14 protein-coding genes are annotated in these 18,350 nt (G+C 34.9%); 5 read left to right on the top strand and 9 right to left on the bottom strand.

Features of this window, described 5'->3' with window-relative positions:
* Nucleotides 1–85: 85 nt before the first annotated feature.
* The 8 genes from ACTNDN_RS14635 to ACTNDN_RS14600 all read right to left on the bottom strand — a co-directional run bounded on the left by ACTNDN_RS14635 (nt 86) and on the right by ACTNDN_RS14600 (nt 11,877).
* Entirely contained in the window at nt 86–979 is an 894-nt protein-coding gene (locus tag ACTNDN_RS14635; RefSeq protein ID WP_414630347.1) for an OB-fold nucleic acid binding domain-containing protein, read from the bottom strand.
* 2 nt (nt 980–981) lie between these two features.
* Entirely contained in the window at nt 982–3,978 is a 2,997-nt protein-coding gene (locus ACTNDN_RS14630; protein WP_031535640.1) for an ATP-binding protein, read from the bottom strand.
* 5 nt (nt 3,979–3,983) lie between these two features.
* Entirely contained in the window at nt 3,984–5,192 is a 1,209-nt protein-coding gene (locus ACTNDN_RS14625) for a metallophosphoesterase family protein (protein ID WP_031535642.1), read from the bottom strand.
* A 167-nt stretch (nt 5,193–5,359) separates the two neighbouring features.
* Nucleotides 5,360–6,607 carry an ABC transporter permease gene (locus ACTNDN_RS14620; protein ID WP_031535644.1) on the bottom strand — a complete coding sequence of 416 codons (1,248 nt, stop codon included), beginning with the start codon at nt 6,605–6,607 and terminating at the stop codon, nt 5,360–5,362.
* Nucleotides 6,600–7,499, bottom strand: a complete 900-nt coding sequence (locus ACTNDN_RS14615) for an ABC transporter ATP-binding protein (RefSeq protein WP_031535646.1) — start codon at nt 7,497–7,499, stop codon at nt 6,600–6,602. Before ACTNDN_RS14615 ends, ACTNDN_RS14620 begins: the two co-directional genes overlap by 8 nt.
* A gap of 271 nt (nt 7,500–7,770) precedes the next feature.
* Complete coding sequence (locus ACTNDN_RS14610) at nt 7,771–9,069, bottom strand: NCS2 family permease (protein WP_031535648.1); 1,299 nt, start codon at nt 9,067–9,069, stop codon at nt 7,771–7,773.
* A 273-nt stretch (nt 9,070–9,342) separates the two neighbouring features.
* Entirely contained in the window at nt 9,343–10,851 is a 1,509-nt protein-coding gene (locus ACTNDN_RS14605) for a coproporphyrinogen III oxidase (RefSeq protein WP_441131352.1), read from the bottom strand.
* Between the two features lie 159 nt (nt 10,852–11,010).
* Nucleotides 11,011–11,877: a Cof-type HAD-IIB family hydrolase gene (locus ACTNDN_RS14600; RefSeq protein ID WP_031535653.1), complete on the bottom strand. Its 867-nt coding sequence runs from the start codon at nt 11,875–11,877 to the stop codon at nt 11,011–11,013.
* A gap of 483 nt (nt 11,878–12,360) precedes the next feature.
* Between ACTNDN_RS14600 and ACTNDN_RS14595 the strand changes: the two genes are divergently transcribed.
* Complete coding sequence (locus ACTNDN_RS14595; protein WP_031535655.1) at nt 12,361–12,564, top strand: alpha/beta-type small acid-soluble spore protein; 204 nt, start codon at nt 12,361–12,363, stop codon at nt 12,562–12,564.
* A 167-nt stretch (nt 12,565–12,731) separates the two neighbouring features.
* Here the strand turns inward: ACTNDN_RS14595 and ACTNDN_RS14590 are convergent, their stop codons facing one another.
* Entirely contained in the window at nt 12,732–13,088 is a 357-nt protein-coding gene (locus tag ACTNDN_RS14590) for a YlbF family regulator (RefSeq protein WP_031535657.1), read from the bottom strand.
* 247 nt (nt 13,089–13,335) lie between these two features.
* On the opposite strand from ACTNDN_RS14590, the gene ACTNDN_RS14585 reads away from it, so the two are divergent.
* The 4 genes from ACTNDN_RS14585 to ACTNDN_RS14570 are packed head-to-tail and all read left to right on the top strand — an operon-like array spanning nt 13,336 to nt 18,334.
* Nucleotides 13,336–14,721, top strand: a complete 1,386-nt coding sequence (locus tag ACTNDN_RS14585) for a YheC/YheD family endospore coat-associated protein (RefSeq protein WP_031535659.1) — start codon at nt 13,336–13,338, stop codon at nt 14,719–14,721.
* Entirely contained in the window at nt 14,714–15,814 is a 1,101-nt protein-coding gene (locus tag ACTNDN_RS14580) for a YheC/YheD family endospore coat-associated protein (protein ID WP_441131351.1), read from the top strand. Before ACTNDN_RS14585 ends, ACTNDN_RS14580 begins: the two co-directional genes overlap by 8 nt.
* On the top strand, nt 15,780–17,144 hold the full coding sequence (locus ACTNDN_RS14575) for a YheC/YheD family endospore coat-associated protein (RefSeq protein WP_441131350.1): 1,365 nt from the start codon (nt 15,780–15,782) through the stop codon (nt 17,142–17,144). Before ACTNDN_RS14580 ends, ACTNDN_RS14575 begins: the two co-directional genes overlap by 35 nt.
* Nucleotides 17,141–18,334, top strand: coding sequence for a YheC/YheD family endospore coat-associated protein (locus ACTNDN_RS14570; RefSeq protein WP_441131349.1), 1,194 nt, complete (start codon nt 17,141–17,143; stop codon nt 18,332–18,334). Before ACTNDN_RS14575 ends, ACTNDN_RS14570 begins: the two co-directional genes overlap by 4 nt.
* Nucleotides 18,335–18,350 lie beyond the last annotated feature (16 nt).

Genomic DNA, 18,350 nt, shown 5'->3' with positions numbered 1-18,350 from the left:
AAATATTTTAGCACCTTGAGGAAGTTTTTTTAATACCACGCTGTAAGCTTTTTGGAACCCTAGGCATAGCCCAGGGTTTTCTTTTCTATAAATAAGAAAAGCCCTTATTGCTAAGGGCTTCCTCTGTACTATTATATGTATTTTTACTTTTATTTCTCACACGTATATAGATAAGGGATAATACTAAATGTTGAAGTATCACTACCTCTTCTCCTTTTATCCCTAACTCATCCGCTGCTTTTCCTATTTCATTAATCATAATGGAAATATGTCCAAGCAAGTTCCCTTCCAATGTATACGAAGTGGAAATTGGTCCAGATAATTCAATTACTTTACCTAGGTCATGCAGGATAATCCCTCCATATAGTAAATCTTTATCCAAGCTTGGATAAAGGCCTGCAATTGCCTTTGCCAAATCTAGCATACTAACAACATGATAGGCTAATCCAGAAACAAACTCATGATGGTTTTTCGTCGCTGCTGGATATTGCAAAAATGCTTCCTGATGCTTCTTTACTAAATGTCTTGTAATTCTTTGAATATTAGGATTCTGCATTTCAAAAATATAGTGCGTAATTTTACTTAACATCTCATCTGTTGTTAATGGTGCAGTTTCAAGAAAATCAGCCAATCGAATGCCCTCTTCTCCTGTTGCCACCTTAATTTGGCGAATTCTTAATTGAAGCTTTCCACGATAGCTTTGAATATCCCCATTCACTTTTACAATCGTTTCCGGTCGATAGTTCTGCTCATCCATTTCCGTAGCATCCCAAAGCTTTGCTTCAATTTCCCCACTTTTATCTTGAAAAATAAGCGTCATAAACGGCTTTCCATTACTTGCGATGGCTTTTGTTGCATTCTTTATTAATAAATAGGATTCAAATTGCTCCCCAACCTCATACTGAAGTACTCCTGTTTTGTCCAACTCACTCTCTCCTTTATCTTTCTCTTTATTTAGTATAGCATGAAGACAATTCATCTTTATAAACTTGTTTCTCTTTCCTCTGCTGGTAATACATGCAAACTTTCATCAGGAAAATATTTTAGTAGATGGCGATGACAAGTAAAGAAAATAAGCTGATTCTGCTCACATTTCTTTAATAATTGAATCACTTTATCTGTTCGCTTTTCATCAAAGTTAACGAAGCTATCATCAATGATAAATGGAAAACCAAAGTTTTGATAAAATGTTTGTGCTAAAGCAATTCGAATAGATAAATATAGCTGCTCGGTCGTTCCCTGGCTTAATTCCTTCGCTTCATAAAAAAGATGGTGATGACTTTCTACTAAAAACCCAGCTCCCTCTTCCTTAGGAACGATCCGAATATATTTTCCTTCCGTTAAAAATGCGAGATTTTCTTCTGCTTTTTGCAGCATAGCAGGCAGCTGTTTTTGTTTATATTGCTCAATAGTTTTGGCCAAGAGCTGTTTTGCCACGGCAAATTTTGCCCATTCTCTCACATCTTCCTTGAATTCTGACTGAAATTGTTTAAAGGTATGTAATAAATCCGTATACGTACCTCCACTTTCAATTCTAGAAATACTAAAGTTAGTCGCTGCAACTTCTTCTACAAGTTCTTGTATGCGAGATGCTAATCGATCCAATATCCCTTTCTTTTCCTCTAACTGCAGCTCAGGATCAAGGATTTGTTGATAGACAGGAATATGATTTTTTGCTATATTAGCCATTTCTAATTGACCGTTAATAGTAGCAAGTCTTTCTTTATATTTACCTTTTTCCATTTCCATTGCAGCTTTTTCATGAAATTTCTCTTCTTCTGTTACACCGGCAATCGAAAATAGATCGTTCTTTTCTTCAAGATAGCGATTATATTCTGTTTGATATTTATCCATAGCCTCTGATAGGTCCGCTTTCTTTCTCTGCAATGCTTCTATTCGATCCCTTTTCTTTTTTTCTTCCGTTAATGCTGTTTTTAAACGGTAGCACATATTAGCGATCGTATCTTTCTCATTCTCCATAAACTGTTCAAAAAAATAGCTGATCTTGCTAATTATCTGCTCCCTTTCCTGATGAATTTCCTTAAGTTCCTGAAGATAGGAATTTCTCTCTCTATCTTTTGCTTTCCATTCTTCTATTAATAGAAATGCATCATATATTTGTTGTGTCGCTAATTCATAAGGAATTTTAAGTTCATTAGCCAATTGTCTTAACAACTTTTGATGGGAAAGAAAATTCGCCTCCCACTTTTCAAATCCCTGTAGAACTCTTTCATAGCTCTCATTTTGCTGCTCTAATTTAAATTGAAGCTGAGTGAATTTCTCTCTCCTTGTTGTATCCTCTTCTAGCTTCTGTGCCTCGTAACGAGAAACACCTTGTCCCTTTTCAAAGGTTACAAGTAGCTGAGCATGTTCTTCCTTAACAAGCGCTAATTTATGCTCCTTTTTGCGAATTTCATTTTTTGCGAGTTTTCTTCCCGAAAGGAAGACAAAAAAATAAACAACACATACGGTAAAGCAAATAATTGTTAATACCCATTGCCCAAATACCAAAGCCCCTGTTCCAACCAGCAGAAGAAATATCGATAAACCACTTGTTATTAACGTATTCTGCTTCATCCGTTTCTCTTCTAGCTTCCCTTGAGCTTCCAGTTGACTTATTTCTCTTGATAATAATTCTGCCTTCTCTTTGTTCCATCTAACCTGATGATCACTTTGTACATGCTCTTCTAATCTAGCTCTCTCCTCTTTTGGCAAGAGCTTCTGCTTATCTATCTTCACTGCTTCTTCTAAAGATTCTAAAGCTGCTTGCTCAGCCTTTAATCGCTCGTCTAGCTCTTCCTTCTGCTCCTTTAACCTCCGTTGTTTAGAAGCTGCTTGTGCGCATTGCTCTTTTAAAAAGATACTTGTATTGCTTTCCTTTAATAGAATTTCTTCTTCAATCGGTAAATGCAATTTACTTTTTAAACTATCAATTTCTTCCTCTATCTTCTTCATTTGATTTTCTACTTGAGTTTGCCGATTCTGTAACTGTTCATATACGGGGAATTTTTCCACAGCAAGTAAGATATTATGTTCAGCGCTAAGAAGTTCTTCCTGTGTAGGAATGCTTGATAGTTCTTGATCTATTTCTAAGGCTCTTGCTTCTACATTGCGAATTTCCGCTTCTATGGAGAGTAATTTTTCCTTCAGCGCTTCCCATCTAGTTAATCCATTTTGCGGGAAATGAAGCTCTTTGTAGGTAGCTAATTTTTGTTCTAATACTACCTTTTCTTGTACAATTCCTCTAATCTTAATCCATTCTTCTAATAATCGTTTTTCATGCTCTTCTTTTTTTAAATCTGCTTCTATAAGCTGTTTTTCTTTTTCTAGCTTTCTTTTCTTAGTAAGTAAGTGTTCATATTGATTATTTTCCTTCTCTGCGCTTTTTAATTGGCTATGCTTATCTCGTAATGCTTGCAGTTTTTCATTAATGGCAGGCTTCTTACCATTAGGCTTATAGCGTATATCCAATTCCTTTTGCAACTCATTTTCCACTTTCAATAAGCGGTCAGAGCCTACCGCACCAGTCGAAAACAAAAATCTTCCCAGCTCTTCTCCTCTTAATTGCTGGACATTTTGCAATCCGTGTAAATTAAAAGAAAAAATCGATTGATAAAGACCTTTATCTATTCCTGCTAATAATTCAGTTAAAAGCTCCTCTTGCCCTCTTCTCCCGTCCTCTAAAGTAACGGTCACATCCCCAGAAGATTTACCTTTGACTCTTTCGATTGTCGCAAGCCCAATTTCTGGAAAAAAGATTTCCAATTTGCCACCATATTTATGCTGAAGTTTTGGCTCATAGCGTAACTCTGTTTGCTGTTTTGTTGGGAATCCGAATAAAATACTATGAATAAAACTCATTATGGTCGATTTACCAGCCTCATTTTCTCCGTAAAACACATGAATAGGGGAGTGAATGGAAAATGTTATATTCTCTAGTTTTCCATATCCGTAAATGGTTATCTTTCTTAGTTCCATATCTGTTACCTCCCACTTTTCACAAGCATTGTAAGGAGCAAATCTTCTGCTTCTTCTGCTAGTTCTTTTTTCTCTTCGGTTGTAAGCTCTGCTAAAAATCGATGAACCTTTGGATGTTGGAATAGAGGAGCAACTGCTTCATTTAACAGTTCTGAATCTTTTGTTACAGCAAATAATTCCTCATAAAAAGCTGATTCTCTTAACAGATTCTCTTTTAGCCATACTGTATTTTCCTGTATCTTAATAGAGCTAACCCAGACAAAAGAGTCTGAATCTACCTCATCCTGCTGAAGAATTTCTAATAAATCGGAATCAAGAAAAGATTCTTCTATTCGCAATTGCTCTATCTCCAGAGTAATAATAAAAGAAGATTTTCCATCTCCTATTTCATCTATTTGTTTCCGACAAAGCATGTATAAATCATTAAATGTTTTTACAGTGCTAGCATCTATTTTCACAGTCTCCCAAATCACTTCAGATGTTGGGATAAATTCTAAACTAGCATCTCCCTCTCTTAACTCCACATAATAGCATCCTTTAATCGCTGTTTCCTTTTTATGTCGCCCTTGAATGTTACCAGGATAGACAATCGGAGGTATGCTCTCTAAAATTTCCCTTTTATGGATATGACCTAATGCCCAATAATCCATTTTTTTAGCAAGCAAATCTTTCACTTGAAAAGGAGCATAGGAACTGTGTTCAGTAGAGCCCTCTAAATTCCCATGTAAGATTCCTATATGAAAATGAGCCGGATCTCTTCGTGCGTATTCATCAATCTTTCTCTCTTTTACATGTCTGGTTTCATAACTAAAACCGTAAAGATTAACCGATAATTTATTTTTCACAAATTGTTTTACACTCACCATAGATGGAAACACATGAACATTAGGAGGTAATTCTATTTGTACCCAGCTTCCATTTAAATGGTCATGATTTCCATGGACAAGATATACCTCAATTTGCTTTTCTTCTAAACGCAGCATTTCATCTCGAAAACGTATTTGTGCTTTGATACTTCTGTCTTCCCCATCGTATATATCTCCAGCAATAATCATAAAATCTACCTTTTTGCTAATTGCTGTGTCAATAACTTTTTTAAATGCGGTAAACGTACTTTCTTTTAATTTAGTATGCAGTGTTACAGGCAAATTCTTCAACCCAACCATCGGACTGTCTAAATGTAAATCTGCACAATGTATAAAGGATATTTCCATACTCTCACGTCCTAAAGCTATTTGCTTCTATTTTACCATGCCAAAAATACGAATGCACGTTCTTATCTTCTCTTAGTCAGTGTTTTTAATAGAATACCTTCGTTTATCGTTATTAGTTAGATTACTCCACAAAAAAAAGCCCCACTATTCATGAGGCTTTTTTATGTTTATTCTTTTTTTGTAAGCTGCAGAGCTTTTTTAATATCTTTATAAGAATTTGATTTTCCATACATCAGTACTCCGCCTTTATATACTCTTGCCCCAAATATAGCAAGAATCATAATAGTAGCAACTAAAATAATGATACCTAAAATCGGCTCCCAAAAAGCCAGATTCAACATTCCTACTCTCATAAACATTAGCATTGGAGTGAAGAATGGGATATAAGATGTGATGGTTACAAACGTATTGTCTGGTGCACTTAGCCCGAACATAGCAATCATAAATCCTGCAACAATTAATAATGTCATTGGTGTAATCATTTGCTGAACATCTTCAATTCTGCTTACAAGTGATCCAAGCAATGCAGCAAGTGTAGCATATAGGAAATAGCCTAAAATAAAGAAGATAGCAGCATAAATAATCGTGCTTACAGGTACTTCGCTAAATCCTAAGAATCCTTCCATTGACCCCATGCTATCATTGCTTGTTAAAGAAAAATAACCAACAATCATTAATAACGCAAGTTGAGTCAAGCTTAATAAACCAACTCCTAGTATTTTAGCAAACATATGTTTAATCGGAGATACACTTGAAATTAAAATCTCCATCACACGCGATGATTTTTCCGTCGCTACTTCTGTTGCAATCATTCCAGAATATAAAACAACAGCAAAATATATTAAGAATAAAAGAATGTAAACTAATCCTCTCGCTTGACTTAATTCTTCCTCTGTCTTTGCATCTTTTACAAGAGCAATTTTCTCAAAGGAAACAGGCTCATTCAATTTAACGAGCTGCTCATTTGTTAAATTAAGCTGATTAGCTGCTAATTGATTTTTAACTAGTTGAATACTATTTAATAAATTATCAGAAAGAGACGATTCCGCAATATCCATCGTATAATAGGTGGCTACTGGTAATTTGCTCGAATCAACATCTACAATCAGCAAACCACTATAGTTGCCTTCTTCTACTTCTTTTTTAGCTGATTCTTCACTATCTTCAAATGAAATAAGTTTGACATCCTCATTCATCGTCTGTATTGCCTCTTGAATGACTGGTAATAGTGAGGAACTCTGGTCGATAACTGCCACTTCTGTTTTTTCGTCTTCTCCAGAAAATGTCTCAATAATGGTAGTAAGATTTGTAAGTGCAATAACCAATATTAAAGTGATAGCTGTTGTGATGAGAAAGGATTTTGTTTTAAACTTGCTTAGAAAGGTGTGAAAAAGGATAATCCAAAAACTATTCAAGAGAAGCACCTACCTTTTCGATAAAAATATCGTTTAAAGAAGGCTCTTCTAAGGCAAATTTGCGGATAAAGCCTTTTCCAACAATATCCTTTAAAATTCTCTCTGCAATTTCCTCTCCCTCAATCTGAAGAGAAACTCCCTCTGCTTTCTCCTTTAATTTTAATACGCCTGGATATCGGATTAAATGCGTTAAATCAAAATCAGCATGGATGGTTACATTTTTCTTCCCAAAGCTTCTTTTAATTTCTTTAAGCGCGCCATGAACAACAGGTTTTCCTTTATGCATGATGCACAAATGCTGACATAATTCCTCCACATGCTCCATTCGGTGACTGGAAAAAACAATACTCGTTCCATTATTTTTTAAATCAACGACAGCACTTTTTAATTGCTCAACATTTACTGGGTCTAAACCGCTGAACGGCTCATCGAGAATTAATAGTTTCGGCTTATGTAAAACAGCACTGATAAATTGGATTTTTTGCTGATTTCCTTTGGAAAGCTCCTCCACTTTTTTATCTATATATTCAGGAACTTTAAAACGGTCAAGCCAATATTCCAATTCCCTTAAAGCAGCCTTTTTTTCCATCCCTCTTAGTCTAGCTAAATAGACAAGCTGGTCACGTACTTTTAATTTTGGATATAACCCTCTTTCTTCTGGAAGATATCCAATATAAGGACTTGTGGAATAATTAATCGGTTTATCATCCCATGTTATTTGCCCATCTGTACTTTCCAAAATACCTAGGATCATGCGAAAAGTCGTTGTCTTACCCGCCCCATTTCCTCCTAAAAAGCCGAACATTTCATTTTCAGGAATGGAAATGGATAAATCATCCACTGCAGTGAACGAACCAAATTTTTTTGTCACGTTTTTTAACTCTAAAGACACAGAATCCCCTCCTCACTCCTCTATACGGTTTAAGATTGTAAAAGGTTTCATTGTATACGGATGTTACTACTATTTTTGATAACTCACCATATATATTTTCATCCTCTACGTTTGGATTTATTCTTTTCCCATATAAAGTAGTTAACTAAGAGCCTTTCTCCTTCACCCCATGTGGAAAATTCGCCAGAAGCTATGTCGTCAAGCAAGAAACTAACTCTATAAAAAAAGCTGCTGATAAGCTCTATTGAGTCTATCAGCAGCTTTTTTCCTATTAATGTGGTAAAAATACTAATTGATAAAGGAATAACACAGCAAACACATATACTAATGGATGTACCGTTTTGCCCTTCCCTTTTACTAGTTTTAATAATGGATAGGAGATAAAGCCAAGTGCTATTCCGGTTGCAATGCTTGATGTAAGTGGCATGCTTAAAATAACCAAAAATGCTGGAAAAGCTTCATCAAATTCATTCCATTTTATATCACTTATCGATCCCATCATTAAGCTTCCTACAATAATCAATGCAGGTGCAGTTATAGCAGATAATCCAGATATACTACCTACTAACGGTGCAAAAAAGGCAGATAAAATAAATAATACGGATACAGTGACCCCTGTTAACCCAGTACGTCCACCTGCAGCCACACCTGAAGTAGATTCAATAAATGCTGTTGTTGGGCTTGTTCCAAACATCGCCCCAACAGATGTTCCAAGTGAATCAGCAAGTAGGGCTTGTCTTGCTTTAGGCAATTTATTGTTTTTCATGAGTCCTGCTTGTTCTGCTACACCAACCATTGTTCCCGTAGTATCAAAAATCGTTACCAATAAGAAAGAAAAAACGACGGCATATAGCCCATGTTGAATAACATCGCCAAACGCAGTAAATGGATTACTGATAATAAGCCCTTCTGGCAAATGTGGTGTTGCCATAATCCCATTGTCAAAAGATAAGAATCCAGTGAAATAAGCGATAATGCTTGTTGCAATCATCCCTATGAATAAAGCTCCTTTTACATTCAAGCTAAACAGAATGATGGTGATAGCCAAACCGACCAATGCCAGAATAACGGTAGTCGACTTAAAATCTCCTAAGCCAACAAGATTTTCTGCATTGTCCACAATAATTCCTGTTTGTCTTAATCCAATAAAAGCAATAAACAACCCAATCCCCGCTGTAATGCCATGCTTTAAATTATCTGGTATTGCTAGTATCAGTTTTTCTCTAAAGGATGTTAAAGACAGAATTAGAAAGATAATACCTGCAACAAACACTGCTGATAGAGCAACTGTATAATCAACATTATTATTTCCGACCACCGAAAAGGCAAAATAGGCATTTAACCCCATCCCAGGTGCGATTGCAATTGGATAATTGGCGAAAAGAGCCATCCATAATGTTCCTAAAACTGCTGCAATAATCGTCGCAAGAAACACTTGATCGAACGGAATTCCTGCTTTTGATAGAATATCTGGATTGACAACTACTATATAAACCATTGTTAAAAAAGTAGTGAATCCAGCCATTAACTCCGTTTTCACGGTAGTATTATTTTGCTTTAAGTTAAACATAAAAGACCTCCAAAAAACGAACATTTAAAAACAACATTTTCTATGTTATTCGTTTTTAACACAAAAAGCAACTATTTTTCTTGATAAAAAAATGTCTATTTAGTGAAAAGCATTTATTAGTTTGACACTAGCTATTCTTTTCCATACGAAAAATAAAGGCGGGAACATAGAAAAAAATCTACCAGAACGAAAAATGGTTCTAATAGATTTTATTTTATTCCGCGTCCAAGACAAACAACGCAGATATTTTGACTCAGAAAAATTTATTAATCCTTATTTTGAAGCTTCTAATGAAAAATGTTCGTTTAACAATGCTATTTTTTTATCTGTATATTCCTCGAAGCTTTCATTATATGTTTTTGGATGCTTTGGATTAGAAAATTGTGTAATCTTCCCAGTAACAGGGTGGATAAATTTACTGGACGCTCCACAACCTACACCAATTACCGTCTGCAATTCTTCCATCATCATAATATTATAGATACTTTCTTGGTTTTTCTTTGAATAGCCGACATTCTCTAAATTCCCCAGAATATTTTTTTGACGGTATAAATAGTATGGTACATAATCATATTCCTCTGTCCATTCTTCTGCCATCTTCATCATTTGCTGAATTTCTTCTCTATCTGCTACCTTATATCTTGATTTATTTCGAGTCATTTCAGATGCACGTTTAAAAGATAAGGTATGAACAGTCAATGATTCAGGCATTAACTCTTCCGTCTTATCAAGAGAATACTTAAACTCCTCTATTCCTTCACCAGGAAGACCAATTATTAAATCCATATTAATATTATTCATTCCGTGCTTACGCGCTAAATGATACTTTTCAATTGTTTCTTCCACTGTATGATGTCTGCCAATTGCTTTTAAAGTTTGTTGTGTATACGATTGTGGATTAATACTAATGCGATCAATATTATATTTTTTTAGAACTTCCAGCTTTTCTGGGGTAATCGTATCGGGTCTTCCCGCTTCGACCGTTATTTCACGAATGTTTTCGACATTCGGAAAAGAAGCATGCATGCGCTCATAAAGCATGTCCATTTCTTCTGCCGAGATACTTGTTGGTGTACCGCCACCATAATAAACGGTTGTAATATTAATATTTTTCTCTTTCAGCCACTCGCCGATTTTTTCCATTTCATAATGAAGCCCACCTAAAAAGGAAGAAACAGAACCTTGACGTCCATTAATCGCGTATGCAGGGAATGTGCAATAAGCACATTTTGTCGGACAAAACGGAATGCCAATATAGATGCTTACTTCTTTTTTTAAATCATACAAATCAGGGATCACCGCTAGTTGCCGATCGATAATTTTCTGCATTAAATGGATTTTTTCTTCTGACATTAAAAATTCCTCGCGAAGAGCCTGATGTGCCTCCTCTGTGGGAGTTTGGGCTTGCATATGTCGATGAAGGAGCTTCGTCGGGCGAATCCCTGTTAATATTCCCCATTTTTGCACCATACCTGTGTATTCTTGCAACATTAATAAGTAGCTTTTTGAAATAGCTTTTTTCATTTGCTTAAATATTTCTTTATCAGTTAAATGGCTAAGATCTGCATTGCTTTCAAATGTAGTTCCTTCTTCTAGTTCATCTAGCTTCCCTTTTACAAAAAACACATTTCCAATGCTTTCTGTTTCAAATCGAACATGAAGGTCTGCCTTTTCTTCTGCTCTATAAAGCACTTTTGTATCTTCAAAAAATAGATTAGCTATATGCTCTAATGGCCTTATATAACGTTCATCTGTTAATCCTTGTATATATATAACTTTCATAATCATTCAACTCACCTTTATTCAAAAATAATGCTTCCTTATCCGATTATACTTTAGTCTACAAAAAGTAACTAGAAAGGTCAAAAAACTTTGTAAAGAAAAGCTAAAAGAGGAGAAGCCCTATAATGACTTCTCCTTTAGTAAAAATATAAATAATGGCTATTTAATAATATTCATTTTTCGTAAAAATTCAATTGGCTGCTGTTTACGGAAATGCTCTTTTACCATATAGGCAACGCCATCTTGGTTATTCGATCTCGTTACCCAATCTGCAGCAATTTTCACCTGATTTGATGCATTTCCCATTGCTACGCCAAGACCAACTGTTTCAATTAGTTCTAAATCATCCAACCCATCACCTATAGCAACCATTTCACTACTCTTAATTCCGAGTTTCTCCCCCAAATATAACAAGCCATTAAGCTTAGACACGCCAGCTGGCAAAATATCTAAGCGCAACTCATTATGCTGAACAACATAAATATCATCAAACATTTTTTCAAGCACTTCTTTTGCATCCTGACAATCTTTTTTCTCTTCAAAATATACTTCCATTTTAGGTGGGCTTACTGGTTCTTCTAATAAAACATCACTTAAAACATCGACGAATTGGTGGGAATAAAAAACAGGATCACCGGAAGATAAGACTGTCTTTGCAAGCATATTATGATGGAGCTTTGATTTATTAGCTAGTGAGAACTTTTCATGTACTAAGCGAATTTGGCAGATAAATCCTTCTAAAAATCGAACAATATCTGCTGTTAAATCTTCTGCTATTCGTTTCACAAAAATGGTATCGTCATCATGATTGGAAACTAATGCCCCTTCATGTGCAACGATATAACTATCCAATTTTAACGCTTTAGCTACCTTTTTTGCAGATGGCAAGCTCCTAGCGGTTACAAGTGTCACATAAATTCCTTTTTGCTGAACATATTCAACTGCTTCCTTCGTCGATTTTGTTAAACGCCCATTTGATTGAAGGAGAGTACCATCGATATTTAAAGCTAATAAGCGATAAATCATAAAATCCCCCATTTCTTCGATGTAGATGTATTGTCTTTATATATCATTTATGTGAGAAACAAGCATATTAGAACTTTTGACAGAAGATTAACAGAAGATATAGCGATTTATTGTGGTTATTTCTAAAAGGTTAGTAGCTATGAAAATTAATTTAAAATCGAGAGTGGAATGGAGCGGAAGAAAGTTGACTCCTGCGGGAAATAGAGGAAAGGCTGAGACCCCGCAGGCAAAGCCGAGGAGCCATAAAACGGCTTTAAAGGTTGATATTCCAACATTTCTAGAGGGAGGCTCAGGTTCCTCCCCGCGGAAAGCAACTTTCTGGAGCGAAATGGAACGAACCTGTTTTTAACAATAACTGCATAAAAACAACATTTTATTTCCTATGGAAAAAATTACTTTTTGCTTTTTTGCATAAAAAACGTGATTTTTTTTAAAATAATAAACGTAACACAAATTAAATCACTCAAGGAGGAAACATTCATCATGGCAAATAACAATTCATCAAATCAATTATTAGTTCCAGGAGTATCTCAAGCATTGGATCAAATGAAATATGAAATTGCATCAGAGTTTGGAGTAAACCTTGGTGCTGAAACTACTTCTCGTGCTAACGGTTCAGTAGGTGGCGAAATCACTAAAAGATTAGTACAAATGGCTGAGCAACAACTTGGCGGAAGCAAGTTTTAATTAAAAAATATTTTAATTAAATAGATATGACTTTAGGAGGATGGCATTTCGCCATCCTCCTATTATTTTATCCACTTTCCCTATGATTTTTAGTACTTGGCATTCAATCTCTATGCTTTTCTCCATAAAAAAACCCCTACATAAGCAGAGGATTTTCGTTTGTCTTATTATTGTTGTTGTGCTGGTCCATATAACTCTTCTAATGGTTTCATGATAATTTGATTTAATTCACCAATTAACACACTCATGCGTTGTTCTGCAGCCATTAGCTTTGAAATACTTTCATGTTGTTGAACAAGTGCCACTGTTTTTTGTGCTTGTTCTACTTCTTCTTGAGTAATTTCTTGACCTGCCATTTGCTTTTGCTGAAGCTGTAGTTGAATATTACGGAAATTATCAAACATTGCTTTTGCGGAAGGATCTCCATTTACCGTATCATACATTGTTTTCAATTCTGTATATTCATCACTTTGACGAATCGCTTTCTCTAATTCATTTGCAGGGTCATGTACATTTACTGCCATTAAAACAACTCCTTTATTTAACAATTGTCTCCACTATAACAAACTATGCATCATAATACCAGAAATACCTTTATTTCAGAAATATAGGAAAAGTATCTATGCCTGTATCAGCTTTGAGCTTGAGCCAGTGAAATCTTTTTTCAAAGTTATCACAACTTAGCTATATTTTCATACGATATATCAGCACCAAAATAGGCGAATGTCAGTATCGCTCTTCCTAAATTGAAAAAACAAATGGGGAATCTGAATGACACTTAAATTTTTGCAACTATTTAAAAAAGACGATTTTCAAGAAGCTTTAGATGGATTATCTATAGCTATCAGTCCCTCTTTGCTAAAATTTTTAAACATAAATTTGAATGAGCCTGTGTATGTATGTCTAGCTAAAAGGAATGTTCAAGTTGCAGTTCAAACACATTCTCTTGAAAAGCAAGATATTGTGTTTAGTACTGATTTAGAAAAGAGTTTACTACTTCCAAAGGAAATCGATACTTTTCTCATCCCATATTTTAACAAAAATCAATTAATCCATTTAGGCCCAGTGATTGGCATATTAACAGAAATTAACGATGATAAGAAAGAAATCATATTTCCTAGCATTCAACATTTATGCAAGGAATTAACAGAAGAATTAACTCAAATAGGTGGATTCTTTTATCTTTTTGGACTACAAAATGTTCAAGAGGATAAAATGAACGGATATTTTTTTCATCATAACACTTGGAATAGGCTGGACTTCCCTTATCCTCATGTTATTTATAACCGGCTTCACTCTCGAAAAGCAGATTCTAGCACCGCCTTTTTAAAGCTTAAAAAATTACTTGAGGAAAAAGATATTCCTATTTTCAATAGCAGATTTTTTTCAAAAGATGAAACCTATCAACTTCTAAACAAAAGTGCAACAATGCATGAACATTTACCTGTAACAAAGGAACTCACCTATCAAAATTTTATCTCCATGCTAACATTCCCACTTCTTTATGTTAAACCAGTTCATGGTAGCCAAGGTAGAAATATCATTCATATTGAACACTTAAACAATGGATTTTCTGCAACTATTTCTTCTGGAAAAAGAAAAGGGATAACTAAACTATTTTCAGATGAAGAAAAGCTATGGAAATGGCTAGAAGGTTATGCCAAGCGAAGAAGCTATATATGTCAGCAAGGAATTGATTTTTTCAAATCAAATGGGCGCTCTCTTGACTTCCGTATTCTTTGTCATAAAAATTACCAAGGCAACTGGAGCATTACCTCCATTGTTGCAAGAATTGCTCAAAAAAATGCGATCGTTGCAAATTTGGCCCAAGGTGCAGAAATGAAGCCAGCAAAAGTCGTGTTACATGAATTACTGACTACAGAAAAAGCAGTACAGAAAATAGAAGAGTTAAAAGCATTAGCTTTAGAGATAGCAGCTATCCTTAGTGAAAATACAGATGGATACTTAGGAGAATTAGGTATCGATATTGGTATGGATAAACAAGGTCATCTGTGGGTTATCGAAGTAAATTCCAAACCTTCTAAGAAATTAGAAGAACATATTGAAAAAACAAGGCCATCTACGAAAGCTTTGCTTGAATATTTTATTGCACTTTCCTTTTCCCCTTGTTTAAAGGAGATATCAGAAGATGAATAAATTTGGAATTATGTCATTATCCTTAGAGCATGAAAACAAATACATTCACGAAATAGCAAAATATGGACGCGATTATCATTTAACGATCTATCATTTTGTCCCATCCACCTATCATCCCTTTACACATACTGTAAAAGGAAAAGAATATATGCCAGACTCAGATACTTGGATAGAATCAGAATTCCCAGTTCCTACTATTCTATATGATCGTTGTTTTTATCATGATGATTCTCATTCTATCCAATGCAAAAATATTATTCAATGGCTAAAAAAACAGCCTAATATCACCTTTATCGGCAATGGATTACCAAATAAATGGCAACTATATCAAGTATTGCGCGAATCAAAGCTTGCAGCATATCTTCCAGAAACATTTCTCTTACAAGCAGCAAATCAAGTTAATTTTCAGAGCTTAAATCCAATAATCATAAAACCGATAAACGGCTCCCAAGGAAATGGACTATTTTTTATCAAGAAACAAAAAGAAGGAATATTGGTAAGAACGGATAAAAAAGATAAAACCGTAGAAAAGTTATTTTCTGATCGGATAACTTTTAATAAATGGCTTAATCAGCTTTTAAAAAGAAATGCTTATTTAATGCAAGCATATCTTCCACTGTCAAACAAAGACGAACAACCATTTGATATTCGTGCTCTTATGCAAAAAAACGTGAAGGAAGAATGGGAAGTCGTTGAGAAAGGAGTCCGTATTGGGGAAAAAGGGAGAATCATCTCAAATTTAAGTGCTGGTGCATCGATTGTTGCCTTTGATGATTGGTTTTTGTCCATTCACATTAAATTAAAAAGCTTTCTTAAACAGGAAATAGAGGAAATATTTTCACTCCTTCCTTCCATATTAGAAAGTTCTTTCTCTCCATTATTTGAAATCGGCGTAGATATTGGTATTACCCCAAATGGCTCCCTATGGATTCTTGATGTAAATTCAAAGCCAGGAAGAAAAGTAATCATGACAGCCTATCCTCATCTAAGCGAGAAACTTTATAAAGCTCCTGTCCTTTATGCTGCTAAATTAGCTGATGATAAAAGGAGGAATATGGATGAAAAAGCTATATCCTATCGAAATAATAACTGATAGCGAAAATACAGTCTACTTACCAACTGACTTTGATATAAACACAGATTTAAAAATACTTGCTTTTGGCACTGCAAGTAAGGAAGCAACGATCAAAAAACAGAATAAATCAAGAAATACGGTAGGAATTAGTTCCAATCTATTTAATGACTTGCATTTCCCATCGTCCACTTCTAATATTCATTTATTTGTGGTTAATGAGACGTTATACGCAGGTCCACTACTAGGAATATTCACATCCGGATTTTCAACTATAAAAGTGCGTCCAATCGGAGATCGTTCCATTTTATTTTCAAAGCTTCTTTCTGTGCAAAAAACAGTTGGTGTCATAGCCTTCCTATTTGGGGAGCAACATGTTAATTGGGATACTGGTACCATTAATGGACTACTTTATGAGGATGGCTGGAAATCAGTAGAGGTTCCTTTCCCAAATGTTATTTATGACCGCATACCTAATCGTAGAATTGAAAACTTAAACAAAATTCAAGCCGTTAAAAACAGATTGCAACAGGAATATTCGATTCCCTGGTATAATCCAGGCTTCTTTAATAAATTGGATATTTATGAAAGATTACTGCAAGATGATAATATTTCCGATTATTTGCCAGAGACCCATGCACTCACTAATTTTTCTGTTATCGAAAGAATGCTCTCAAACTTTGGCAATGTCTATATTAAACCAAAAAACGGGAGTCTTGGAAAAGGGATCTACCAGCTATTGTATGATAAAAAAGATGGCTATTACTACACCCGCTTTAAAGATATAGACCAAGGTAATCGGCTCATGAAATTTGACCATTTAGAAGCATTAATGAATCATTTATTCGATAAGCAAAACTTATCTCATTATATCGTTCAACAAGGCATTCACTTAATTCGTTCGGAAAATAAGTCAGTCGATTTTCGAATTCATACAAATAAAAATAAAGATGGACAATGGGAAATGACTGCAATTGCAGCAAAAATTGCTGGTCCAGGAAGTGTGACTACACATCTTAATAATGGAGGAATTGTTAAAGCAATGGACGAATTATCGGATACAGATTTAAAAAGCGAAGAAATGATAACTAAACTTACTAAAGCATCCTTGCAAATCAGTAAAGCTCTAGAAAAGCAGATGGAAGGATATATTGGCGAAATCGGATTCGATTTAGGGTTGGATCGCAAAGGGCGTGTCTGGTTATTTGAGGCGAACGCTAAACCTGGAAGAAGCATCTTTAAACATCCCTCTCTAAAAAAATTCGATCTGGAAACACGCCGAAAATCCCTAGAGTACGCAGTCTTTCTAATGGAACAAAGCATCCTTAGTCTAGAGGATATTTATCAATGAATATTTATTATGATTCCGAAAAAGAATGTTGGTATACAGATTCAACAAAAAATTACTTTTTTGGATCATCTAAAACGCGATTATCTTTCGCAAGGCCTCCTTCCAATCATGTAGCTTTTCCGATTGTCGAATACCAGAATAAAGTTGGCCCATTAATTGGCATTATGATTGCAAAAAATAAGCAGGACAAATTAATAGGGAATGGTGCGCTTTTTAAGGAGATTCAGAAACAGCTGCAGCTTACAGGCGGGATTGTCGTCATCTTTCCGCCTGAAAATTTACAAAGAGATGAGCTAACAGGTTATATTTTTTGTTCCATTCAAAATAAGTGGCTTAAAGCCATTACACCATTGCCAGACATAGTTTATAACCGAGTGCCATTTCGAAACACAGAAAAGCAAGAGGTCTTCCAAAATGCCGTATCTTTTCTAAAAAAAAATGGAATCCCTTTTTTTAATCCATCCTTTATAAATAAATGGGAACTTTATGAGCTATTTAGCGAGCATCCTTTGTTAAATAGACACATACCAAAAACATCACTTTTAGAGAGACAAGAGGATTTTGTTGCTTTTTTTCATGCATATAAAAAAATCTATTTAAAACCAATTGAGGGATCTAAGGGGAATCATATTTATCGCATAAGGCTAGAAAAAGAGCATTCCATTCAAGTAAGTACAACGAAGGAAACAGCTTTTTTTTCTTCGATAGATGAAGTTTGGAATCAGTATTATCAAGAATGGTCCCAAAAGAAATTTCTTATCCAAGAAGAAATTGACGGAGCATTATATAAAGGAAGCCGCTATGATTTCCGCCTGTTAGTTATGTTTGAAGAAAATCGCTATGTTCTATCAGGAGTTGGCGTAAGACAGGCAAATCAACAAGATGTAACGACTCATATTCCATCAGGCGGAAAACTATTGGCCTATCGTGAAGTAGCACAAAAGGAACATGATCTATTTTTCGAAAAACTAGTCACCCATTGTGGAGAGGTTTTAACAAAAAAATATGGTTTCATAGGTGAATTCTCGATTGATGCTTGTGTAGATAAAGAAGGCAATTATTATCTTTTTGAAGTCAATGCAAAACCAATGTTATTTGATGAAGTAGAGATTGAGGAAAAAAGATGCCAGCAACTAGTAAAGCTTTTTTATACACTAACTAATTTTCCCTCCAAGAATAAAACTAATTAGAAGACTCATCCTAATG

The organism is Niallia sp. HCP3S3_B10 (assembly GCF_052064465.1).
Lineage (GTDB): Bacteria > Bacillota > Bacilli > Bacillales > Cytobacillaceae > Niallia > Niallia hominis.
This window is presented reverse-complemented; position numbering and strand designations above follow the sequence as displayed.

Excerpts from the sequence above, each read along its gene's own strand:
- ACTNDN_RS14635 (WP_414630347.1), bottom strand. The coding sequence starts at position 979 with ATGAATTGTCTTCATGCTATACTAAATAAAGAGAAAGATAAAGGAGAG.
- ACTNDN_RS14630 (WP_031535640.1), bottom strand. The coding sequence starts at position 3,978 with ATGGAACTAAGAAAGATAACCATTTACGGATATGGAAAACTAGAGAAT.
- ACTNDN_RS14625 (WP_031535642.1), bottom strand. The coding sequence starts at position 5,192 with ATGGAAATATCCTTTATACATTGTGCAGATTTACATTTAGACAGTCCG.
- ACTNDN_RS14610 (WP_031535648.1), bottom strand. The coding sequence starts at position 9,069 with ATGTTTAACTTAAAGCAAAATAATACTACCGTGAAAACGGAGTTAATG.
- ACTNDN_RS14605 (WP_441131352.1), bottom strand. The coding sequence starts at position 10,851 with ATGAAAGTTATATATATACAAGGATTAACAGATGAACGTTATATAAGG.
- ACTNDN_RS14600 (WP_031535653.1), bottom strand. The coding sequence starts at position 11,877 with ATGATTTATCGCTTATTAGCTTTAAATATCGATGGTACTCTCCTTCAA.
- ACTNDN_RS14595 (WP_031535655.1), top strand. The coding sequence starts at position 12,361 with ATGGCAAATAACAATTCATCAAATCAATTATTAGTTCCAGGAGTATCT.
- ACTNDN_RS14590 (WP_031535657.1), bottom strand. The coding sequence starts at position 13,088 with ATGGCAGTAAATGTACATGACCCTGCAAATGAATTAGAGAAAGCGATT.
- ACTNDN_RS14585 (WP_031535659.1), top strand. The coding sequence starts at position 13,336 with ATGACACTTAAATTTTTGCAACTATTTAAAAAAGACGATTTTCAAGAA.
- ACTNDN_RS14580 (WP_441131351.1), top strand. The coding sequence starts at position 14,714 with ATGAATAAATTTGGAATTATGTCATTATCCTTAGAGCATGAAAACAAA.
- ACTNDN_RS14575 (WP_441131350.1), top strand. The coding sequence starts at position 15,780 with ATGAAAAAGCTATATCCTATCGAAATAATAACTGATAGCGAAAATACA.
- ACTNDN_RS14570 (WP_441131349.1), top strand. The coding sequence starts at position 17,141 with ATGAATATTTATTATGATTCCGAAAAAGAATGTTGGTATACAGATTCA.